Raw genomic sequence first — 17,440 nt, 5'->3', positions numbered from 1 at the left:
TTAAACGACCTACAGGTCGTTTAATACTTCTTTTTATACATAACACGGTAGAAATTAAAATTCTTTGTAAATGTCCGTGTACTGATCATAGTAATAATTAACGCGCTGTACATAATGCCTGGTTTCACCAATGGGAATATCTTTAATGGTTGCATCTGTCCCATCCCAGATCCCTTCGTCCAACCAGCGTTGAACTTTTCCGGGTCCAGCATTATAGGCTGCGATAATTGCTGTACGTTTACCTTCGAACTGACGGGATAAAGTTGAAAGATACCATGTACCCAGTTCAATATTAGCCGAAGGCTCATGCTTGAGTTCTTCCATAGATACGTTTGGAAGCTTGGCCTTTTCCAGCGCCCACTTCGCGGTATCCGGCATAAGCTGCATCAGCCCTAGTGCGCCTTTTTTGGATTCTCGTCCAGTTTTGAAGTTCGTTTCTACACGAATAATCGCGGTTACAAGAAACGGGTCTATCTCATAAGTGATGCTGTGCTTGCGAATCTCATCTTTAAAATGGATGGGATAAAACCACGACATCCAGTTAGTACTCAGAAACAATATTGCCGTAAAACCCACAAATAGCAGAAGCAGTACTCTTTTTTTACGTAGCCATTTCATGATAAACCCAGCCTGTCCCAAAACACAGCAACCTGTTGCTCAGTGTACGCAAGATCGCCACTGTTGTCGATGATGTAGTCCGCTTTATTACGTTTCTGCTCAATATCCATCTGTGCATTCAATCGCGCTTCTGCTTCTTCTAAAGAGAGCCTATTACGTTCCATTAATCGAGCAATTTGCATTTCACGGGGAACGTAGACTACTACAATCTCATGGAACAGGGTCTCAAGCCCTGATTCAAAAAGAAGCGGAATATCCACAATAATAAGCCGCTTCGGCTCTTCCTGCTCCATGCTGTACATACGGTCTTTGATTTCCTGCCGGATGGCAGGATGCGTCAAATTGTTCAAGGTTTGCAGGGCCACAGGATCTTGAAAGACGATTTCACCTAATTTGGCCCTATTCAGTGTTCCATCCGGAAAAAGGATCTCTTTTCCGAATTGCTTAGCAGCAGCAGCCAACACTTCATGCCCGGGAAGCATAACTTCTCTGGCGATCACATCGGCATCAACCAGCCTCGCTCCCTTGTTCACAAGCAGTGCAGACACTGTGCTTTTTCCGGATGCGATTCCTCCGGTTAAGCCTATAATCATGTACTCACCTCATAATAGCTTCAGTATTCCCATTGCAATTAATAATAACGCTGGTAATGCGGCAGCATGCTTCATCCAGTAGTTCCCGGCAAATCTAAGTCCAGTCTTCATACCCAGCAATAGAAATGTACCACTAAACAAAGCTATTGTAAGTGATGTCCATATCGGATTGAAGCCAAGCAGCGCTGCGCCAAGTCCAGCCCCAAAAGCATCCAGAGAGAGCGCAATCCCCAGTATCATCGCTTCCATCGAAGAGATGCTTCCTGAGGCATCCATATCCGCAGAAGACGGGGTACGCAAGATCTGTACTACGATCCCCAAACGGCGAAGCTCAAGTGAAAAAACAGCTGATTTCAACGGTTCATCATTCATAACAGGTTCTGTACCCGCTTCAGAATCAGCAGCTACCTCTGCCCAAGCCTGCTCGGAAAATGAGCCCTTATCTACCGTTTCAGCTTTACGTCCGCCATCTGCATCTTTCTCTTTCTGCATCAGCATCTGAACAAGCGACCAGCACCCCATTAGCACAAGTATAACTGCACCAACTATAGAAGCTGCATTCGGAGACACTACCTTGGCAAGCAAAACCCCAACCTGCATCGATACACAGATAACTACCCCCGAACAGAGCGAGATAATCAGAACGGAGAGCAGTGGTATTTTCATTTTACGCAGCCCATATGTAATTCCTACACCAAAACCATCCAAACTCAAGGCAAACGCTAGCAATAGCAGTGAAAATAATGGGCTGAGCACCCGCAATCCCTCCTGTGAAGAACCGGAAAACTGAAATTTTATCGTTTCAGCTTCCGTTCTCTATTAAGCATTCTTCACACAGTATATGGGCGGGACAAGTAGTGGGTGCCAACCTTATTATTTCAACAAATTCAGTGAACAGTCGGACGCTGGCAATTTGGACAATAATGCGTGCCACGACCGCCTACAACCGTCTTCTCAATCATCGTTCCGCAGTTACTACACGGCTGATCCTTACGACCGTAAATCAATAGCTGCTGCTGATACGTACCGCTCTCACCTTGGCCATTAACATATGACTTAACAGATGAACCTCCGGCGTTAACCGCTTCGGCCAGCGTGCTTACAATAGCATGATGCAGCTTGTCCAATTGATTGTCCGTGAGCGCTTTGGCGCTGTCTTCAGGATGGATACCCGCACGGTGCAACGACTCATCTACATAAATATTGCCGATGCCGACGATATATTCCTGATTAAGCAGCAGCGATTTAATTTTGGTGCTTTTACCGGACACGATCTGCTTAAACCTCACCGGTGTAAAAGAAGGCTCCAGCGGCTCCTGCCCCAGCTTATTTAAAGGCGGCAGCTGAAGATCTTCTCCCATCTGAAAAAGATGCATTGTCCCGAATTGGCGAACATCCGTGTAACGCAGCTCAGTTCCATCCGTAAAATGAAAAATCACATGTGTATGCTTGTCCAGTGGGTCATCATTTGAAAAAAGTCCGTAACGGCCTTCCATCCGTAAATGTGACACAAGCACCAGACCATCCAGCACAATACGCAAAAACTTTCCTCTTCGTTCAACTTTTACAATGCTATGACCTGCCAGCAGGTGGGCAAAAGCCTGAATATCATCCGGACGCTGAATAATCCGCGCCAACCGGACGGTTACATTCTCTATCTGCTTTCCATTAACTAACTCATTAAGTGTTCTCTTGACTGTCTCTACTTCCGGTAATTCCGGCATGATGTCTTCACCTCAACTACATTATAGCTGATATGCACACCTTAAAGGGAGTCTATTTCGCCTCGTACCAGTTACTTCCAAAGCTGACCTCTGCCTTAAGCGGCACAGATAACTTTAGGGCTCCACCCATTACTTCCGGCAAAAGCGTCTTCATAAGCTCCATTTCATCCTCTGGCACCTCGAATACAAGCTCATCGTGTACTTGAAGCAGCATACGGCTCTTAAGCCCACGATCAAATAACGCCTTGTCCATATGCACCATCGCCAGCTTGATTATATCCGCTGCTGTTCCCTGTATAGGTGTATTCATTGCTGTCCGCTCCGCAAAAGAGCGCAGATTAAAGTTCTTCGCATTAATCTCCGGCAGATAACGGCGACGTTCGAGCAATGTGGTCACATAACCATACTTTCGTGCCTCCACTACAATATCGTCCATATAGCGGCGCACACCCTGATAAACCTCAAAATACTGTTCAATAAATTGCGCGGCTTCCTTACGCGGAATATTCAGATTCTGCGAGAGACCGTAATCACTGATCCCGTAGACGATCCCAAAGTTAACGGCTTTTGCGGCACGGCGCATATTACTGTCCACCTGTTCTGCGGTCACACCGAACACATCCATCGCTGTCTTCGTGTGAATATCCATATCATGCAGAAAGGCTTCCTTCATCCGCTCATCACCGGAAATATGTGCCAGCACACGCAGTTCGATCTGCGAATAGTCGGCTGCTAAGATGGACCAGCCCGGTTCGGACGGAACGAATACCTTGCGGATTTTGCGTCCTTCCTCTAGACGAATCGGGATATTTTGCAAGTTCGGGAATTGGCTGCTAAGCCGTCCTGTAGCGGCAATTGTCTGCCGATAGAATGTATGCACCTTCCCTGTGTTCGGGGAAATTTCTTTAAGCAGCCCCTCTACGTAGGTAGATTGCAGCTTTGCAATTGTGCGATATTGCAGAATCAAACGCACCACATCGTGGTATGGCGCCAGTTTCTCAAGCACTTCGGCATCCGTGGAATAACCCGTCTTCGTCTTCTTGACGACAGGCAGACCTAGCTTTACAAACAAGATTTCACCCAGCTGCTTTGGTGAGTTCAAATTAAACTCAGTGCCACAAATCTCGTATATTTCACTGACCAATTTGGAAATTTGCGCCTCGAATTCTTTTCCAAGCTCTTTAAGATCACCAGCATTGACTGCAATCCCCTGTTTCTCCATATCCGCCAAAATCCGTGACAAAGGCATTTCCAGATCCTCGAATAGCCCTGTCATTGCGGTCTCCACCAGCTCCTGCTGTTGCTTCTGTGCGATTCCAAGAACCGTTGCACTCTTTCGTGCAACGTGATTTCCTAAAACTTCAAGCTCAGGGATTTTGTATTTGGCACCTTTACCAAATACCTCTTCATCAGGAGAGAGCCGCGGCAAGCCGTATTTAGCAGTGAGATCATTTAGATTCTGATTAGCCTCCGTAGGATCAAGCAAATAAGCCGCCAGCTGCACATCATGGGCTGCACCTGCAAAAGCAATTCCCTGCCAGTGTAGAGCCAAATCAGCGCGGTGAAGATCATATCCACTTTTCGGAGCCTTTTCATCTCCTAGCCAATCACGCAGCTTCGCAGCGGCCGGTTTATGCAGTAATTCAAACGGCACATAGTAATGCCGCTCCAGAGAGGACAATCCTATTCCGATTACCTCGGCACGATGCGGATTATCTCCATTCGATTCCACATGCAGCGCCGAAATACCAGCCAGGGCTTCACTAAGCTCCTTAAGTTCTTCTTCACTTACGATCGTAATATCAAGTGCCGCAGCTTCTACTTCAGCTGCACTCTCCTCACCCTCGGTAACAGGAGCATAAGCACTAAGCGACAAACGGTCCAACAATGATTTAAATTCCAGCTTAGCAAGCGCTGGTCCGGCTGTATCCGCTGAAATTCCATTGAAGACCATGTCTTCCCACGAATGCTCAAGCGGTACTTCACGATAGATGGTCGCTAATTTTTTACTCATCACCGCATCTTCCGCATGGGTTTCCAGTTTCTCTTTCATTTTACCCTTTAGCTCACCGGTTCCAGCTAAGACACCTTCCACTGATCCAAATTGATGCAGCAGCTTCAAAGCTGTCTTCTCACCTACGCCGGGTACTCCCGGGATGTTATCACTTGCATCGCCCATCAGCCCTTTAAGATCAATGATCTGCTCAGGGGTTAGGTCATATTTCTCCCGGATTTGTTCCGGCCCATAAAGCTCAACTTCGGTGACCCCTTTGCGGATTAAGGCAACGGTCGTATGTTCAGAGGCCAGCTGCAACATATCCTTGTCTCCCGACACGATCATAACCTGCCGTCCCGCTTCATCCGCCTGGCGTGAAATGGTGCCAATAATATCATCAGCCTCATAATTGCCAATTTCAAACTGCGGTACACCTAAATTAGTCAGCAATTCCTTCAACAAAGGGAACTGCTCGGAGAGTTCCGGCGGTGTTTTTTGCCGGCCGCCCTTATAATCTTGATAACCTTCATGCCGAAAAGTAACTTTCCCTGCATCGAAAGCGACAATCATATGTGTCGGTTTATGTTCTTCGATTAAACGAAGCAGCATCGTTGTAAATCCGTACACCGCATTTGTCTGTTGCCCTGCTGTATTCGTCAGCGGGGGCATCGCAAAAAAAGCACGGTAAATAATATTGTTTCCATCTATAAGTATCAACTTGTCCATAGTGCACCTCGCCTTTTTCATGCTTACTCCTTACATCTTACCATATGCCCTGTACAAGTAGAAACGGCTTTACCAACCTAAACAGTGGGATAAGCTGATATGTTAAGGATATACAACAAGTAGCCGCCCTTTTAAAAGGGCGGCTACTTAGTTTAACTAAAGATATAACAAAAGCTGTGTAAGTGCAAATTACTGATTCAAGTCCGGACGGCTGCCTGTGACCAGATAAACAACACTCTCACCTATGTTAGTCGCATGATCGGCAATCCGTTCAATATAACGGCCTACCAGCGTTAATAACATAGCTTGGGATACAGAATCCGGTTTTGCCACCATATAACTATATAGCTCATTGATCATCGAACCATATAATTGATCGACCTGATCATCATCTTGTGCCATTCTATAAGCCAGATCCGTGTTCTCATCCAGATAAGACTGGATAGCCTCATCAATCATGGTCGTCACAATTTCCGCCATACGTGGAATGTCTACAAGCGGCTTGATCAGCTGCTGTCCATGGATGCGCATAGTTGCTTTCGCAACATCAATAGCCAAGTCACCCATACGTTCCAAATCGCTAGATATTTTGAAAGCAACGATAATGCGGCGCAAATCTTTTGCTACAGGCTGCTGTGTAATAATTAGCCGTGAGCCAATTTCCATGATTTTATCTTCCATGGCATTCAGCTGCAAATCTGCTTTAATGATTTCCTGAGCGCGCACAGTATCAAGATTCTGTAAAGCAACAATTGCTCCACCAAGAGCATCTATTACATGTTCACCCATCTGCTGCAGCAGACTGCGCAGCTCTTCCAAATCTTTATCAAATTCTTTTCTGCGAATCATAGTAAGAGCGATCCTCCTCATTAATGTATGGTCAGCTTGCCATTTCCAAGGACGAGCGCCCTTGTAGCCCGTATCAGCCGAAACGTCCAGAAATATAATCTTCGGTGCGGGAATCCTTAGGAGTCGAGAACAACACCTCTGTATCCGCCGCCTCTACAATTACACCATTCAAGAAAAACACGGTTCGACCAGATACACGTGCCGCCTGATGCATGTTATGAGTAACCATAACGATTGTATACTTACTTCTTAATTCCTGTACAAGCTCCTCTATCTTGAGCGTAGACACAGGATCAAGTGCAGACGTTGCCTCATCCATGAGCAGAATATCCGGCTGTACTGCCAAAGCTCGGGCGATACACAGCCGTTGCTGCTGTCCGCCGGACAAGCTAAGGGCAGATTTTTTCAGAAAATCTTTAACTTCCTCCCACAGCGCGGAATGACGCAGACTTTGCTCTACAATCTCATCCAGTTCGCTCTTTGAACGAATACCGTGCAGGCGAGGACCATAAGCAACATTGTCGTAAATCGACTTTGGAAAAGGATTTGGCTGTTGGAATACCATGCCCACCTGCTTACGCAGGCTTTCTACCTCTACCTCGTCACTATAAATATTTTTGCCGCCGATGTTTACAGTTCCTTCAATACGTGTACCAGGAATCATATCATTCATACGATTCAGCGTGCGCAACAGAGTGGATTTTCCGCAACCGGAAGGTCCAATAAAAGCAGTAACCTGTTTCTCCGGAATTTGCAGATTCACATTCTTCAGTGCGTGAAATGACTCATAGTAGAGATCAAGTTTCTCTATGTCAATGATGGATTTCATTAGTATTTACGTCTCCTTCTCATCATCTTCGTTCTCCATAATAAGCTTTTAATGTAAATACAGTTGGAGAGAAATGTTAACGCAATGTAAAATTGGTGAAGATGAATTAGTCCACGTGATAGTATTCCCTACAATTCGGCGTGTAATCTCACCTGAATCTTGTTTATGAACGGGATAAAGAAGAAAACTCCAGTCATGCTAAATGACCGGAGCTCTCTTTTTGTTAACAACTAATTTATAACCTACACCTCGAATGGAATCGATATGGACGGATTCTGGATCTAGCTCAAGCTTTTTACGAAGTGAACTTACGTGCACATCAACGGTGCGCTGTCCACCAATATAATCAAAGCCCCATACAGCGTTCATAAGATCATCTCTTGTCAGCACTACCCCTGGTTTACGAGCCAAATATAACAATACCTCGAACTCTTTCGGTCGCAGGTTAATGCTATGTCCACCTAAGGAAACTTCATACCGCTCAGGATAGATTTCTAGTTGTCCCAGAATGATCGTAGAAGCAGATATAGGTGTCTCTTGTGGAGCCTCCTCAGCAAGACCGGAAATCCGTCGTAAAACAGCGCTCACTCTTGCAAGCAATTCGGATACTCCAAAAGGTTTGGTTATATAATCATCAGCACCAGATTTCAGCCCTCTAACCACATCTTCTTCAGCATTTTTAGCAGTCAATACGATAATAGGTGTGCGGATACCTTGTCCACGCAATTTATCAAGGATGTCAATGCCATTCATTCCTGGCAGCATCAGATCCAATACGATCAAGTCAAAAGGTTCCCTCGTCGCACGATCATATCCTGCCGTTCCATGATCCTCTACCGTCACCTCGTAACCTTCCTGCGTTAAGTTATAGGACAGCAGCCGGGCTAGTGTCGGTTCGTCTTCAATGACAAGCAATCGTTGAGCCATAGGTTCCCCCGTCTTCCATATAGTTTGATTTTTACAAAACAGCAACAAAACCATCATATCACCGTAATGTTAACTTAGTGTAAAATTGAAAAAGTGAATTTACAAAAATCTAATCGGTCTTTTCTTCCTGCAGTAAAGGCAATTCAATCACAAAGGAACTTCCGATTCCCAAATCACTTTCAACTGAAATCACTCCATGGTGCATATCTACCAAATGCTTTACAATAGACAGCCCCAATCCGGTTCCACCGGAGCTTCTGGATCTTGCCTTATCCACCCGGTAAAAACGTTCAAAAATACGCGGAAGATCTTTTTTAGGAATCCCCATACCTGTATCGCTAACAGTAAATTGAACATTTTCGGAGCCGTCTGGTTTCAGTAGACTCTTAACGTAGACCTTTACGTTTCCGCCTTCATGTGTGTAATTAATCGCATTAGAGAACAGATTCATAAAGATTTGACGCAGCTTATCCTCATCCGCCTCAATGAATAGCTCCTCAGGAACCTCTACATTAAGACTAATGTTTTTCTTCTCAGCGACTTTACTGATGGTTCCCAGCACGGAATCAAAGAATTCAATGATATGAACCGGTGAGCAATCGAGCTGCACCCGTTTAGATTCGATTTTAGATAATTCCAGAATATCTCCAATCAAGCGATTTAAACGCTCGTTCTCATCATAAATAATTTGCAGGAAGGATCTCGCCGTCTTCTCATCTTTAACTCCGCCACCCAGTAAGGTCTCGGCAAACCCTTTGACCGCTGCAACCGGAGTCTTGAGTTCATGCGATACATTAGCTACAAATTCACTACGCATCCGCTCCAAACGGCGAATTTCCGTAACCTCTTGCAATAGGAAAAGCATACCTCTGTACGTACCATCCTGGATCATCGGAACCGCGTCCATCCGTACAATTCGCTCTCTTGGGTTATAAATACTTCGTTCTTCATGAATCGGCTCCCGGCTTAACACCCCTTCTTCAAGCAGACGGGTTAGCTCATAATGCCGTTTTAACTCTTTGTACGAATGACCCGCCATTTCACCGTTACTGACATCAAGCATTCGCTCTGAAGCTCGATTAAGCAGCGCAATCTCTTCTTCCGCATTGATCATTATGATGCCGCCCGTCATATTATCCAGCACGCTTTGCAGCAGATCCTCATTATCACGAATCGTCTTAAGCTGGTCTTGAAGACTGTCTGCCATTGCATTAATCGCTGTAGCCAGCTGTCCAACTTCATCTTTACGCTTCAAATGAACTCTGGCATCATAATCCAGATCGGTAATCCGCCGGGCGACTCTTGTGATTTGCTCCAGCGGGGAAGTCATGCTTGAAGCTACTTTATAGCTCACAATAGTTGCTGACAAGAACAAGATAATTAGACCTGCAGCCATGATCATCCAAGCATGCTTAAGACCTTGCGTTACAGCATCAAGTCCCATTGAGACCCGAATATAGCCGTCAAATCCCTGATCAGAAGTTACCTTTCCAGCCACATATAACATCTCATGCTTTAGAGTTTCGCTGTAACGGATTGCCCGTCCAGTTCCCTCTTTCGCAGCCCCTATCTCTTCTTCACGATTGGAGTGGTTGTCCATTTCCAAGGGGTTTTTCTCAGAATCGCCAATTACTTTACCCGACTTTGTAATAAACGTTATCCGAGAATCTAAAAGTTTAGAAATATGCTCCGCCTGTTCAGTGTAATACGGGATCGCATTTGAAGAATTCATATCTACAAATTCCAGTGTTCCTGAGAGCAAACTTATTTCCCGGGACATATTCTCTTCCAGAGCAGTTATATGGGAGCTCTTAAACAGATGAGCCATCGTAAATCCAGTACCAATCATGGAAATACCGATTAAGGCCATAAGTATAAACGTAAGACGAGCACGAAACGGTTTCATCTGAAATTTGCCTCTCCCTTTATCATTGTATCTTTTATCCTAACTTCATTTTCTTCAAAATACCAGTACGACTATGACCGTGACATAAGCCCCCCAGAGTAGATTATATAAAAATAACAGCCCGAGTTGATTAACTCTGGACTGTTACTTTGTATTACTTTTGTAAAAACACATGAGTTTATTCTGTACGGGTGGCAAGAAACCACTGATTACCCTGACGGTCTCTAACCCCTGCTCCTCTTTCTCCATAGGATTTATCCAGTGGTTCTTCAATAATAGAAGCCCCGGCATCCAGGCACTTGCGGTAGGTCTCATCAACATTTCTTACATAAAGATGAATGGCAAGCTGTACCGGTGAATACTTTTCATTCGCTTCGGAAATCTCAATGATGGAATCACCGATTCTGACCTCGGCATGCCTAATCCTTCCCTCATCATTTCGCAGCATATCAATAATTTTGGCATCAAAGCAGTGCACAACAAAATCTATCAATTGGTCTGCATCTTCCGCAATAAAATACGGCGTAACGTTAAGAAACCCATTTCTAATATAATGTGGTGCCATTCGTTGTCCTCCTTTAGACAGGCAAAAACGCCTTCGGCGTTCCTTAAGGATCATTTATAGTCTGGACATATAAATCCTTATAATTTGATTAAAACCCATGGAAAAGCCATTCAGAGAATCTGCCCTCCTCATGACTTATCCACCGGTTGTAACCCCATTTATTTAAACACTGGCTCCTTGAATTGAGTCAATTTAGCTGCAGAATCTTTTTCCACATCCGCATGCAGACTGTTGCCGTGAGCATCCATCGTCACAATCGCTGCAAAACCCTCCACATCGAGATGCCACATCGCCTCAGGAATACCAAATTCCATAAAATCAACAGCGTTGACCTTCTTAATACACTCAGCATAATACTGGGCGGCTCCACCAATCGCATTGAGGTATACCCCGCCGTGCTCCTGCAACGCTTTTAACGTTTTTGGACCCATACCACCTTTTCCGATGACTGCACGGATTCCAAATTTTTTGATGATATCGCCTTGATAAGGCTCTTCACGAATGCTCGTAGTTGGGCCCGCAGCTTTTACATGCCAGCCTTCCTCATCTTTCATCATCACAGGACCACAATGATAAATCACAGCCCCTTCCAGATCTACCGGAGACTCATGATCCATTAAATATTTGTGCAAAGCATCACGGCCTGTATGCATTTCACCGGATAAAATAACCACGTCTCCAACACGCAGACTACGGATATCCTCTTCACTTATCGGCGTTGTAAGACGTACTTCCCGCGACTCAGAGGCCGGGCTGTTAGCTCCCTCAGCAACTACTGCTTCAGATTCATGTGCCCCTTCATCATCTACAGATATCCCTGTACCACTCTCATACAACCAATCCTCTATATTGCCTGTGGATGGATCAACCAGCACCCCTTGGCGGCGGAAGGCCCAACAGTTATAAGCAACGGATACGAAAAAGCTAGCTGGCAGACGATTCATTACGCCAACCTTACAGCCCAGCAGCGATACTTCACCACCAAAGCCCATCGTGCCAATTCCAAGCTTGTTAGCATTCTCCATAATATAGTCTTCCAGCTTACTAAGGTCTTCTATTGGATTAACATCCTCCACTTTGCGGAACAGCTGCTTCTTAGCCAGCTCGTAGCCAGTCGTACGGTCACCGCCGATACCCACGCCAATAAAACCGGCACTACATCCTTGTCCCTGCGCCTGATATACCGCGTGTAAAATACATTTACGGATTCCGTCAAGATCCCGACCCGCTTTGCCGAGTCCTTCTAATTCTGCCGGGAGACTGTATTGAATATTTTTATTCTCGCAGCCTCCACCCTTCAGAATAAGTCTAACGTCTATTTTATCCTCTTCCCATTGTTCGAAATGAATGACTGGTGTGCCTGCACCCAAGTTATCTCCGCTATTCTCACCTGTTAATGAATCTACAGAATTGGGACGAAGTTTACCATTCTTGGTCGCTCGTACAATGGCATTATGAATATCTTTTTTCATCTCAATCTGATTGATTCCCACAGGGGTGTGAATGATAAATGTAGGCATTCCCGTATCCTGACAGATCGGAGACACTTGCTGCTCAGCCATTCCGATATTTTGCGCAATCGTGGTTAAAGCAAGACCGGACCGGGTAGCCCTGTCTTCCAGCGCGCGACCTTTTGCAACTGCCCGGCGTACATCTCCCGGCAAATTCGTGGAAGTTTCTACGATAAGGTTATAAATACTGTCTTCAAAATGCTGCATCTTCATTCAAGCTCCTCTCGGCAGTTCCAGGTTATCTAAAGTTTGATACAATTAGTATAATAATATCATACCTAGCACCGCATGAAAGGGGTTACTTTAAAATTGAGCTACCATTTTTCTGCCTATCTATATCGTCTTCAGTATATTCAGCGCTGGAGCTTGATGCGCAGCACCGCACCGGAGAACGTCGCTGAGCATTCTTTTCATGTTGCATTGCTCACACATATGCTCTGTTCCATCGGTAATGTTCATTTTGGACGTTCACTAAACGCGGAACGAGCAGCAACCATAGCTCTGTTCCATGATGCCAGCGAAGTGTTCACAGGTGACATCGCCACGCCGGTAAAATACAACAATCCTAGCTTGCTCACCAGCTTCCGCGAAATGGAGAAAGTTGCGGCTGATCGCTTAACTGGAATGATTCCATCAGAGCTGAAAAGCATCTACACTCAGCTTATACGACCGGAAGACAGCCCTCCCGATTCGGAGGACATTCTGCTGCACAGCTATGTGAAAGCCGCTGATCGGCTGGATGCTTATTTGAAATGCGTATGGGAAGTTGCTGCAGGAAACCGAGAATTTGCCGCCGCGAAGGAGCAGACAGCAGCAAAACTTCGTGGGCTTGACCTGCAGGAAGTGGATTATTTTCTGACTCATATGGCACCGAGTTTCGAAATGTCTCTCGATGAGCTCTCTGCCGGAAACTAAACACCCTCTATACAAAAAAAATGGACCTCCGCATGAATCTCGCAGGGGTCCATTAGTGATTAATAATTGATAATACAAGCGTTACGTTGTTGATTCGGTCAGGATATCCCAGTCTTTAAAAATGGGCTGCAAACCCTTCGTATATAGCATTTCCGTAATCTCCTGCACACTACGGCCATCGGATATTTCGAATTGCGGAGTTCCCCCTGCATTAGTGTGACCGCCCACCTCAGTAGTGACCCCGGCTGACATCTTAGTTATTCCTAGATGAATTAAATGATCGCGTAGAGAGGCAGGCTCTCGTGTAGATAAAGTAATGCCCGAACGGGGTAAAAATAACCGGTATGCCAAAATAATCTGCACTAGCGATCGGTCGGTAACATCACACTCCGGGTTAAATTCCCCTAAATAAGGCCGAAACCGCGGAGGTGACAGACTGATCTCGCAATCTGGATACCGATCCTGCAAATAGCGGGCATGCATGGCACTTTGGAATGCTTCTTGCCGCCAATCATACATCCCGAGCAACGTACCAATATTCACAGAACGAAAACCTGCCTGACAGCCGCGTTCAGGTGCATCCAGGCGATTCCGGTAGTTTCTTTTAGGCCCTTTAACATGCAGCTTTCTGTAAGTCTCCTGGTGGTACACCTCTTGGTATAGTGTTAATCCATCCACCCCTGCTTGAAGAAGCTCTTTATATTCTGCAGTTGATAGAGGATTTATCTCAATACTGACAGAGGAAAAAAATTCCCTGAGTACATCTACGCAATCCTTAATATATGAGACAGGATTCTCCCGGCGCGATTCACCAGTCAAAATGAGGATATGCCGCAGACCTGTAGCTGCAATCTTCTCAGCCTCCCTGCGAACCTCCTCCAAGGACAGCTTTTTGCGCGGAAAATCATAAATGGAGCTGAAGCTGCAGTAGGTACAATGATTCACACAAAAATCCGCAAGATACATCGGTGTGAACAGCTGCATCGAATAACCAAAATGTGCACGGGTCAGTCGCTGTGCAGCCAACGCCATCTCCTCTAGCAGCGGCGTTGCTGCCGGAGAGAGCAATGCCAGCAAATCATTTTCGTTCAGCTTGTCTTTTCCAAGCGCCCGCTTAACGTCATCCTCCCGGAACTCCTTCCACAGTTGCTCATAAGGATACTGCTCCAAGCGGGCCAGTGTGTCAAAAAAGCTCATGCTAATCTTCCCTCCTTTCGTGACCTATCAAATTCAGTTCAAAAATCCAGTCAACGGTGACGAAGCAAAAGCAACTTCTTCTACAGGACCGAGTCCTGCCAAATAAGCTTTGCGGCCAGCGGATATCGCCTCGCGGAACGCTTCCGCCATGACGAGCGGATTACGTGCCGTTGCAATAGCCGTATTAAGCAGAACAGCAGCGGCCCCCATCTCCATTGCTTCCGCCGCTTCCGAGGGCTTGCCAATCCCGGCGTCTACAATAATCGGCAAATTCACTTCTTCAATAAGAATACGCACAAGCTCCTTAGTGCGCAGGCCGCGATTCGTCCCGATCGGCGCACCAAGCGGCATCACAGCAGCAGCACCGGCATCTCTCAGACGTAAAGCAGCCGAAAGGTCCGGACTCATATATGGCAATACTACAAAACCCTCCGCTGCTAAAATCTCTGTAGCTCGTATGGTCTCCAGATTATCTGGAAGCAGGTATTTCTGATCATTGATCACTTCGATCTTGACCCAGTTCCCCAGTCCCGCAGCTCTTGCTAATCTTGCAATACGGACTGCCTCTTCCGCTGTACGCGCTCCTGAGGTATTAGGCAGAAGAGTCATGTGGCCGGGAATGTGGTTCATGATATTTTCTGCTCCACCTTGCGGGTCCACTCGGCGAAGCGCTACAGTAATCACCTGAGAACCAGAGCTTGCGATCACTTCGGGGATCAACGTATTCCGGCTATATTTTCCGGTTCCGATAAATAATCTACTGGTTAATTCGATGCCGCCAATATGTAACGGGTCATGCATGAAATTACCTCCCTTTGGTTCGTATAAATTTCTCAAAATTCTATACCGCTCCATCTCAACCCCCACCAACAAAGTGCACCAGTTCCAAACGATCATCCTCGCTCAGAGCAGTACTTTCATAATTCTCCTTACTGACAATTTCTCCATTCAGCTCAATGATCATCAGACGACCCGACCACTCAGGAAGACTGATCAAATCAGCTATAGTTTGAATACCACCAGAACACTCTGCGGATTTCCCGTTAATCAACAGCTTCATTCTGAATCACCCCCTTCGCCCATGCTGTTACCTCCAGGCTATGAATGAACCGCCTTATGAATAGCTTTGGCGGCCTCATAAGGATCATCCGCTCCGCAAATACCGGACATCACAGCAACTCCTGCCGCACCTTTCCTGATGATCTGCGCCGCATTAGCGGGGCTAATTCCGCCAATCGCAATTACAGGAATAGAGCTGGTCTTCACCGTTTCTGCAAGCAGCTCTAACCCACGTGCGGGCAGCCCTAACTTGCTATCCGAGGGAAATACATGACCAAACAAGCAATAATCAGCTCCCTGCTCTGAGGCATTCGCCGCTTCTTCCGGAGAATGAACCGATCTCCCCAGCCGAAGCTGAGGTGCAATTCGCCGGGCTGTAACCGGACTCAGACTGTGCCAAGCCAACTGAACCCCCGCGGCACCAGCTGCCAATGCTACATCTATCCGGTCGTTGATTATCAGTTTGGTAGCGGGCATACCGGCAGCCAACAGCTGCTGTGCCGCAGCGAGCAGTTCGCATGCAGGACATTGCTTATCTCTCAGGTGAATATAATCGACCCATGTCTGCACCGTGACAGCTAGTTCAACAAAATGTCTCAGTTGTAGCTTGCCGTCTGATATTAGATGGATCTCAGCTTGCAACATCACGATCTCCTCTCTCACTTCCCTGTAGGTCAGTAAAAAACAAAAAAACTGCCCCCCGTAAGGAAGGCAGTCAGAATCTGTATATAGACGGCACTACAAATAGCCCGACAACAGAAATTCGTTCTCCACTTCCCTACGCTGGTCTTAACCAGATCAGGTTCAAAGGGTCCGGAAATCCATTCCGTCTCAGCCAATCGGCACCCCTAGTGACATAAATATACAATTTTAAAATGCTAACGTGGTTTATAGTAACATATTTTTTTATTGAAATACACCCATTTATTCACATTAGCTGTACTGATCTAACCGTTTACTACCTCGCCACCATTTACATGAATAACCTGTCCAGTCACATAACTGGAATCGTCAGAGGCCAGATATACATAGGCTGGTGCCAGCTCTTCTGGTTGTCCAGGCCGTTTCATAGGCTGTGTACCTCCAAACTCGCTAACCTGTTTTGCATCAAAGGTAGAGGGAATCAGCGGTGTCCAGATTGGACCTGGTGCAACACCGTTTACCCGTATGCCCTTCTCTGCCAGATTCGTGGACAAGGATCGTGTGAAGCTAAGAATAGCTCCTTTAGTTGATGAATAGTCCAGCAGCTGCGGGCTTCCGCGATAAGCGGTAATTGAAGTTGTATTTATAATTGTAGATCCTGCTTTTAAATGAGGCATAGCTGCTTTTGTTAAATAGAACATCGCAAATATATTCGTACGGAAAGTACGCTCTAGCTGCTCGGAAGTAATATCCTCGATCTTAGCTTGCGGATGTTGCTCTGCCGCGTTATTGATGAGAATATCAAGCTTTCCTAAGCCCTCCACCGTCTGTTTAATAAGATCTTTACAGAATTTCTCGTCACCGATATCACCTGGAATTAGGATACATTTGCGGCCTTCCTGCTCAACCTGACGTTTAGTTTCCTCTGCATCTGAGTGTTCATTAAGATATGAAATGACCACATCAGCGCCTTCTTTAGCAAAAAGCACAGCAACTGCACGCCCAATTCCGCTGTCTCCACCGGTAATTAACGCCGCCTTGTCTTGTAGTTTACCTGCTGCTTTATAATTTGCCGGCTCGTATTTGGGCAGCGGCGTCATTTCACTCTCAATCCCTGGCTGATGATGCTGCTCCTGTGGGGGTAAGGTTTTTGTAGCTTGTTTATTGTTGCCTGACATCTTCCCTATCTCCTCTCGTTAAGCAAATTGATAGTTAACTGATCGTCTTAGGATGGCACAACTATACACGTTTATACGCTGGGTTTATCATTTTCTTAAATCGCTTTACGAATCTTACTTACCACAATGAAAGTACAAATAAACAACCGTGAGAGATACACTGCTGTAAGTGGAGAGGAATTCACTGCATACAAATAGACACAGC

The 17,440-nt window shown here is 45.9% G+C and carries 17 protein-coding genes and 1 riboswitch; of the genes, 1 reads left to right on the top strand and 16 read right to left on the bottom strand.

The genetic code is table 11. From position 1 onward, the window contains the following. Window positions 1-54: 54 nt before the first annotated feature. The 11 genes from MHB56_RS23755 to MHB56_RS23705 all read right to left on the bottom strand — a co-directional run bounded on the left by MHB56_RS23755 (window position 55) and on the right by MHB56_RS23705 (window position 12,451). Entirely contained in the window at window positions 55-618 is a 564-nt protein-coding gene (locus MHB56_RS23755; protein WP_036678971.1) for a lytic transglycosylase domain-containing protein, read from the bottom strand. Next, a complete protein-coding gene (coaE, locus tag MHB56_RS23750; RefSeq protein WP_076220141.1) occupies window positions 615-1,211 on the bottom strand; it encodes a dephospho-CoA kinase in 597 nt (198 codons plus the stop codon). The genes MHB56_RS23755 and coaE overlap by 4 nt, the downstream gene beginning before the upstream one ends. A 9-nt stretch (window positions 1,212-1,220) precedes the next feature. Further along, window positions 1,221-1,967, bottom strand: a complete 747-nt coding sequence (locus MHB56_RS23745; protein ID WP_076124925.1) for a manganese efflux pump — start codon at window positions 1,965-1,967, stop codon at window positions 1,221-1,223. 131 nt (window positions 1,968-2,098) lie between these two features. Continuing rightward, a complete protein-coding gene (gene mutM / locus MHB56_RS23740; RefSeq protein WP_341144074.1) occupies window positions 2,099-2,935 on the bottom strand; it encodes a DNA-formamidopyrimidine glycosylase in 837 nt (278 codons plus the stop codon). A 52-nt stretch (window positions 2,936-2,987) separates the two neighbouring features. Then, window positions 2,988-5,657 (bottom strand): DNA polymerase I, encoded by a 2,670-nt coding sequence (polA, locus tag MHB56_RS23735; protein ID WP_339247632.1) that lies wholly within the window; start codon window positions 5,655-5,657, stop codon window positions 2,988-2,990. A 189-nt stretch (window positions 5,658-5,846) separates the two neighbouring features. Further along, entirely contained in the window at window positions 5,847-6,506 is a 660-nt protein-coding gene (gene phoU / locus MHB56_RS23730; protein WP_036678957.1) for a phosphate signaling complex protein PhoU, read from the bottom strand. A 73-nt stretch (window positions 6,507-6,579) separates the two neighbouring features. After that, window positions 6,580-7,335 (bottom strand): phosphate ABC transporter ATP-binding protein PstB, encoded by a 756-nt coding sequence (pstB, locus tag MHB56_RS23725; protein WP_036678954.1) that lies wholly within the window; start codon window positions 7,333-7,335, stop codon window positions 6,580-6,582. A gap of 198 nt (window positions 7,336-7,533) precedes the next feature. Continuing rightward, complete coding sequence (locus MHB56_RS23720; RefSeq protein ID WP_036678951.1) at window positions 7,534-8,262, bottom strand: response regulator transcription factor; 729 nt, start codon at window positions 8,260-8,262, stop codon at window positions 7,534-7,536. 109 nt (window positions 8,263-8,371) lie between these two features. Then, window positions 8,372-10,168, bottom strand: a complete 1,797-nt coding sequence (gene pnpS / locus MHB56_RS23715; protein ID WP_076124920.1) for a two-component system histidine kinase PnpS — start codon at window positions 10,166-10,168, stop codon at window positions 8,372-8,374. Window positions 10,169-10,346: 178 nt separating this feature from the next. Then, entirely contained in the window at window positions 10,347-10,733 is a 387-nt protein-coding gene (locus MHB56_RS23710) for a VOC family protein (RefSeq protein WP_076124919.1), read from the bottom strand. Window positions 10,734-10,891: 158 nt separating this feature from the next. Beyond that, on the bottom strand, window positions 10,892-12,451 hold the full coding sequence (locus MHB56_RS23705) for a fumarate hydratase (protein WP_076191426.1): 1,560 nt from the start codon (window positions 12,449-12,451) through the stop codon (window positions 10,892-10,894). Between the two features lie 102 nt (window positions 12,452-12,553). Here MHB56_RS23705 and yfbR point away from each other — a divergent pair, with 102 nt between their 5' ends. Continuing rightward, the gene (gene yfbR, locus MHB56_RS23700; protein ID WP_081390510.1) at window positions 12,554-13,159 is read left to right on the top strand and encodes a 5'-deoxynucleotidase; all 606 of its coding nucleotides are present in this window, start codon (window positions 12,554-12,556) and stop codon (window positions 13,157-13,159) included. 81 nt (window positions 13,160-13,240) lie between these two features. Here the strand turns inward: yfbR and thiH are convergent, their stop codons facing one another. The 5 genes from thiH to MHB56_RS23675 form a co-directional block, all read right to left on the bottom strand. Beyond that, the gene (gene thiH, locus MHB56_RS23695) at window positions 13,241-14,356 is read right to left on the bottom strand and encodes a 2-iminoacetate synthase ThiH (RefSeq protein WP_076304385.1); all 1,116 of its coding nucleotides are present in this window, start codon (window positions 14,354-14,356) and stop codon (window positions 13,241-13,243) included. Between the two features lie 33 nt (window positions 14,357-14,389). Continuing rightward, complete coding sequence (locus tag MHB56_RS23690; RefSeq protein WP_038569684.1) at window positions 14,390-15,157, bottom strand: thiazole synthase; 768 nt, start codon at window positions 15,155-15,157, stop codon at window positions 14,390-14,392. A 55-nt stretch (window positions 15,158-15,212) separates the two neighbouring features. Continuing rightward, window positions 15,213-15,416, bottom strand: coding sequence for a sulfur carrier protein ThiS (gene thiS, locus MHB56_RS23685; protein ID WP_038569682.1), 204 nt, complete (start codon window positions 15,414-15,416; stop codon window positions 15,213-15,215). A gap of 38 nt (window positions 15,417-15,454) precedes the next feature. Beyond that, a complete protein-coding gene (locus MHB56_RS23680; RefSeq protein ID WP_081392472.1) occupies window positions 15,455-16,060 on the bottom strand; it encodes a thiamine phosphate synthase in 606 nt (201 codons plus the stop codon). 113 nt (window positions 16,061-16,173) lie between these two features. Then, window positions 16,174-16,275: riboswitch (TPP riboswitch) on the bottom strand. Window positions 16,276-16,362: 87 nt separating this feature from the next. Next, a complete protein-coding gene (locus tag MHB56_RS23675) occupies window positions 16,363-17,235 on the bottom strand; it encodes an SDR family oxidoreductase (protein ID WP_038569678.1) in 873 nt (290 codons plus the stop codon). Between the last annotated feature and the right edge of the window lie 205 nt (window positions 17,236-17,440).

Origin of the sequence: Paenibacillus sp. FSL H8-0315, assembly GCF_038005365.1 — a bacterium.
GTDB lineage: Bacteria > Bacillota > Bacilli > Paenibacillales > Paenibacillaceae > Paenibacillus_AQ > Paenibacillus_AQ odorifer.
This window is presented reverse-complemented; position numbering and strand designations above follow the sequence as displayed.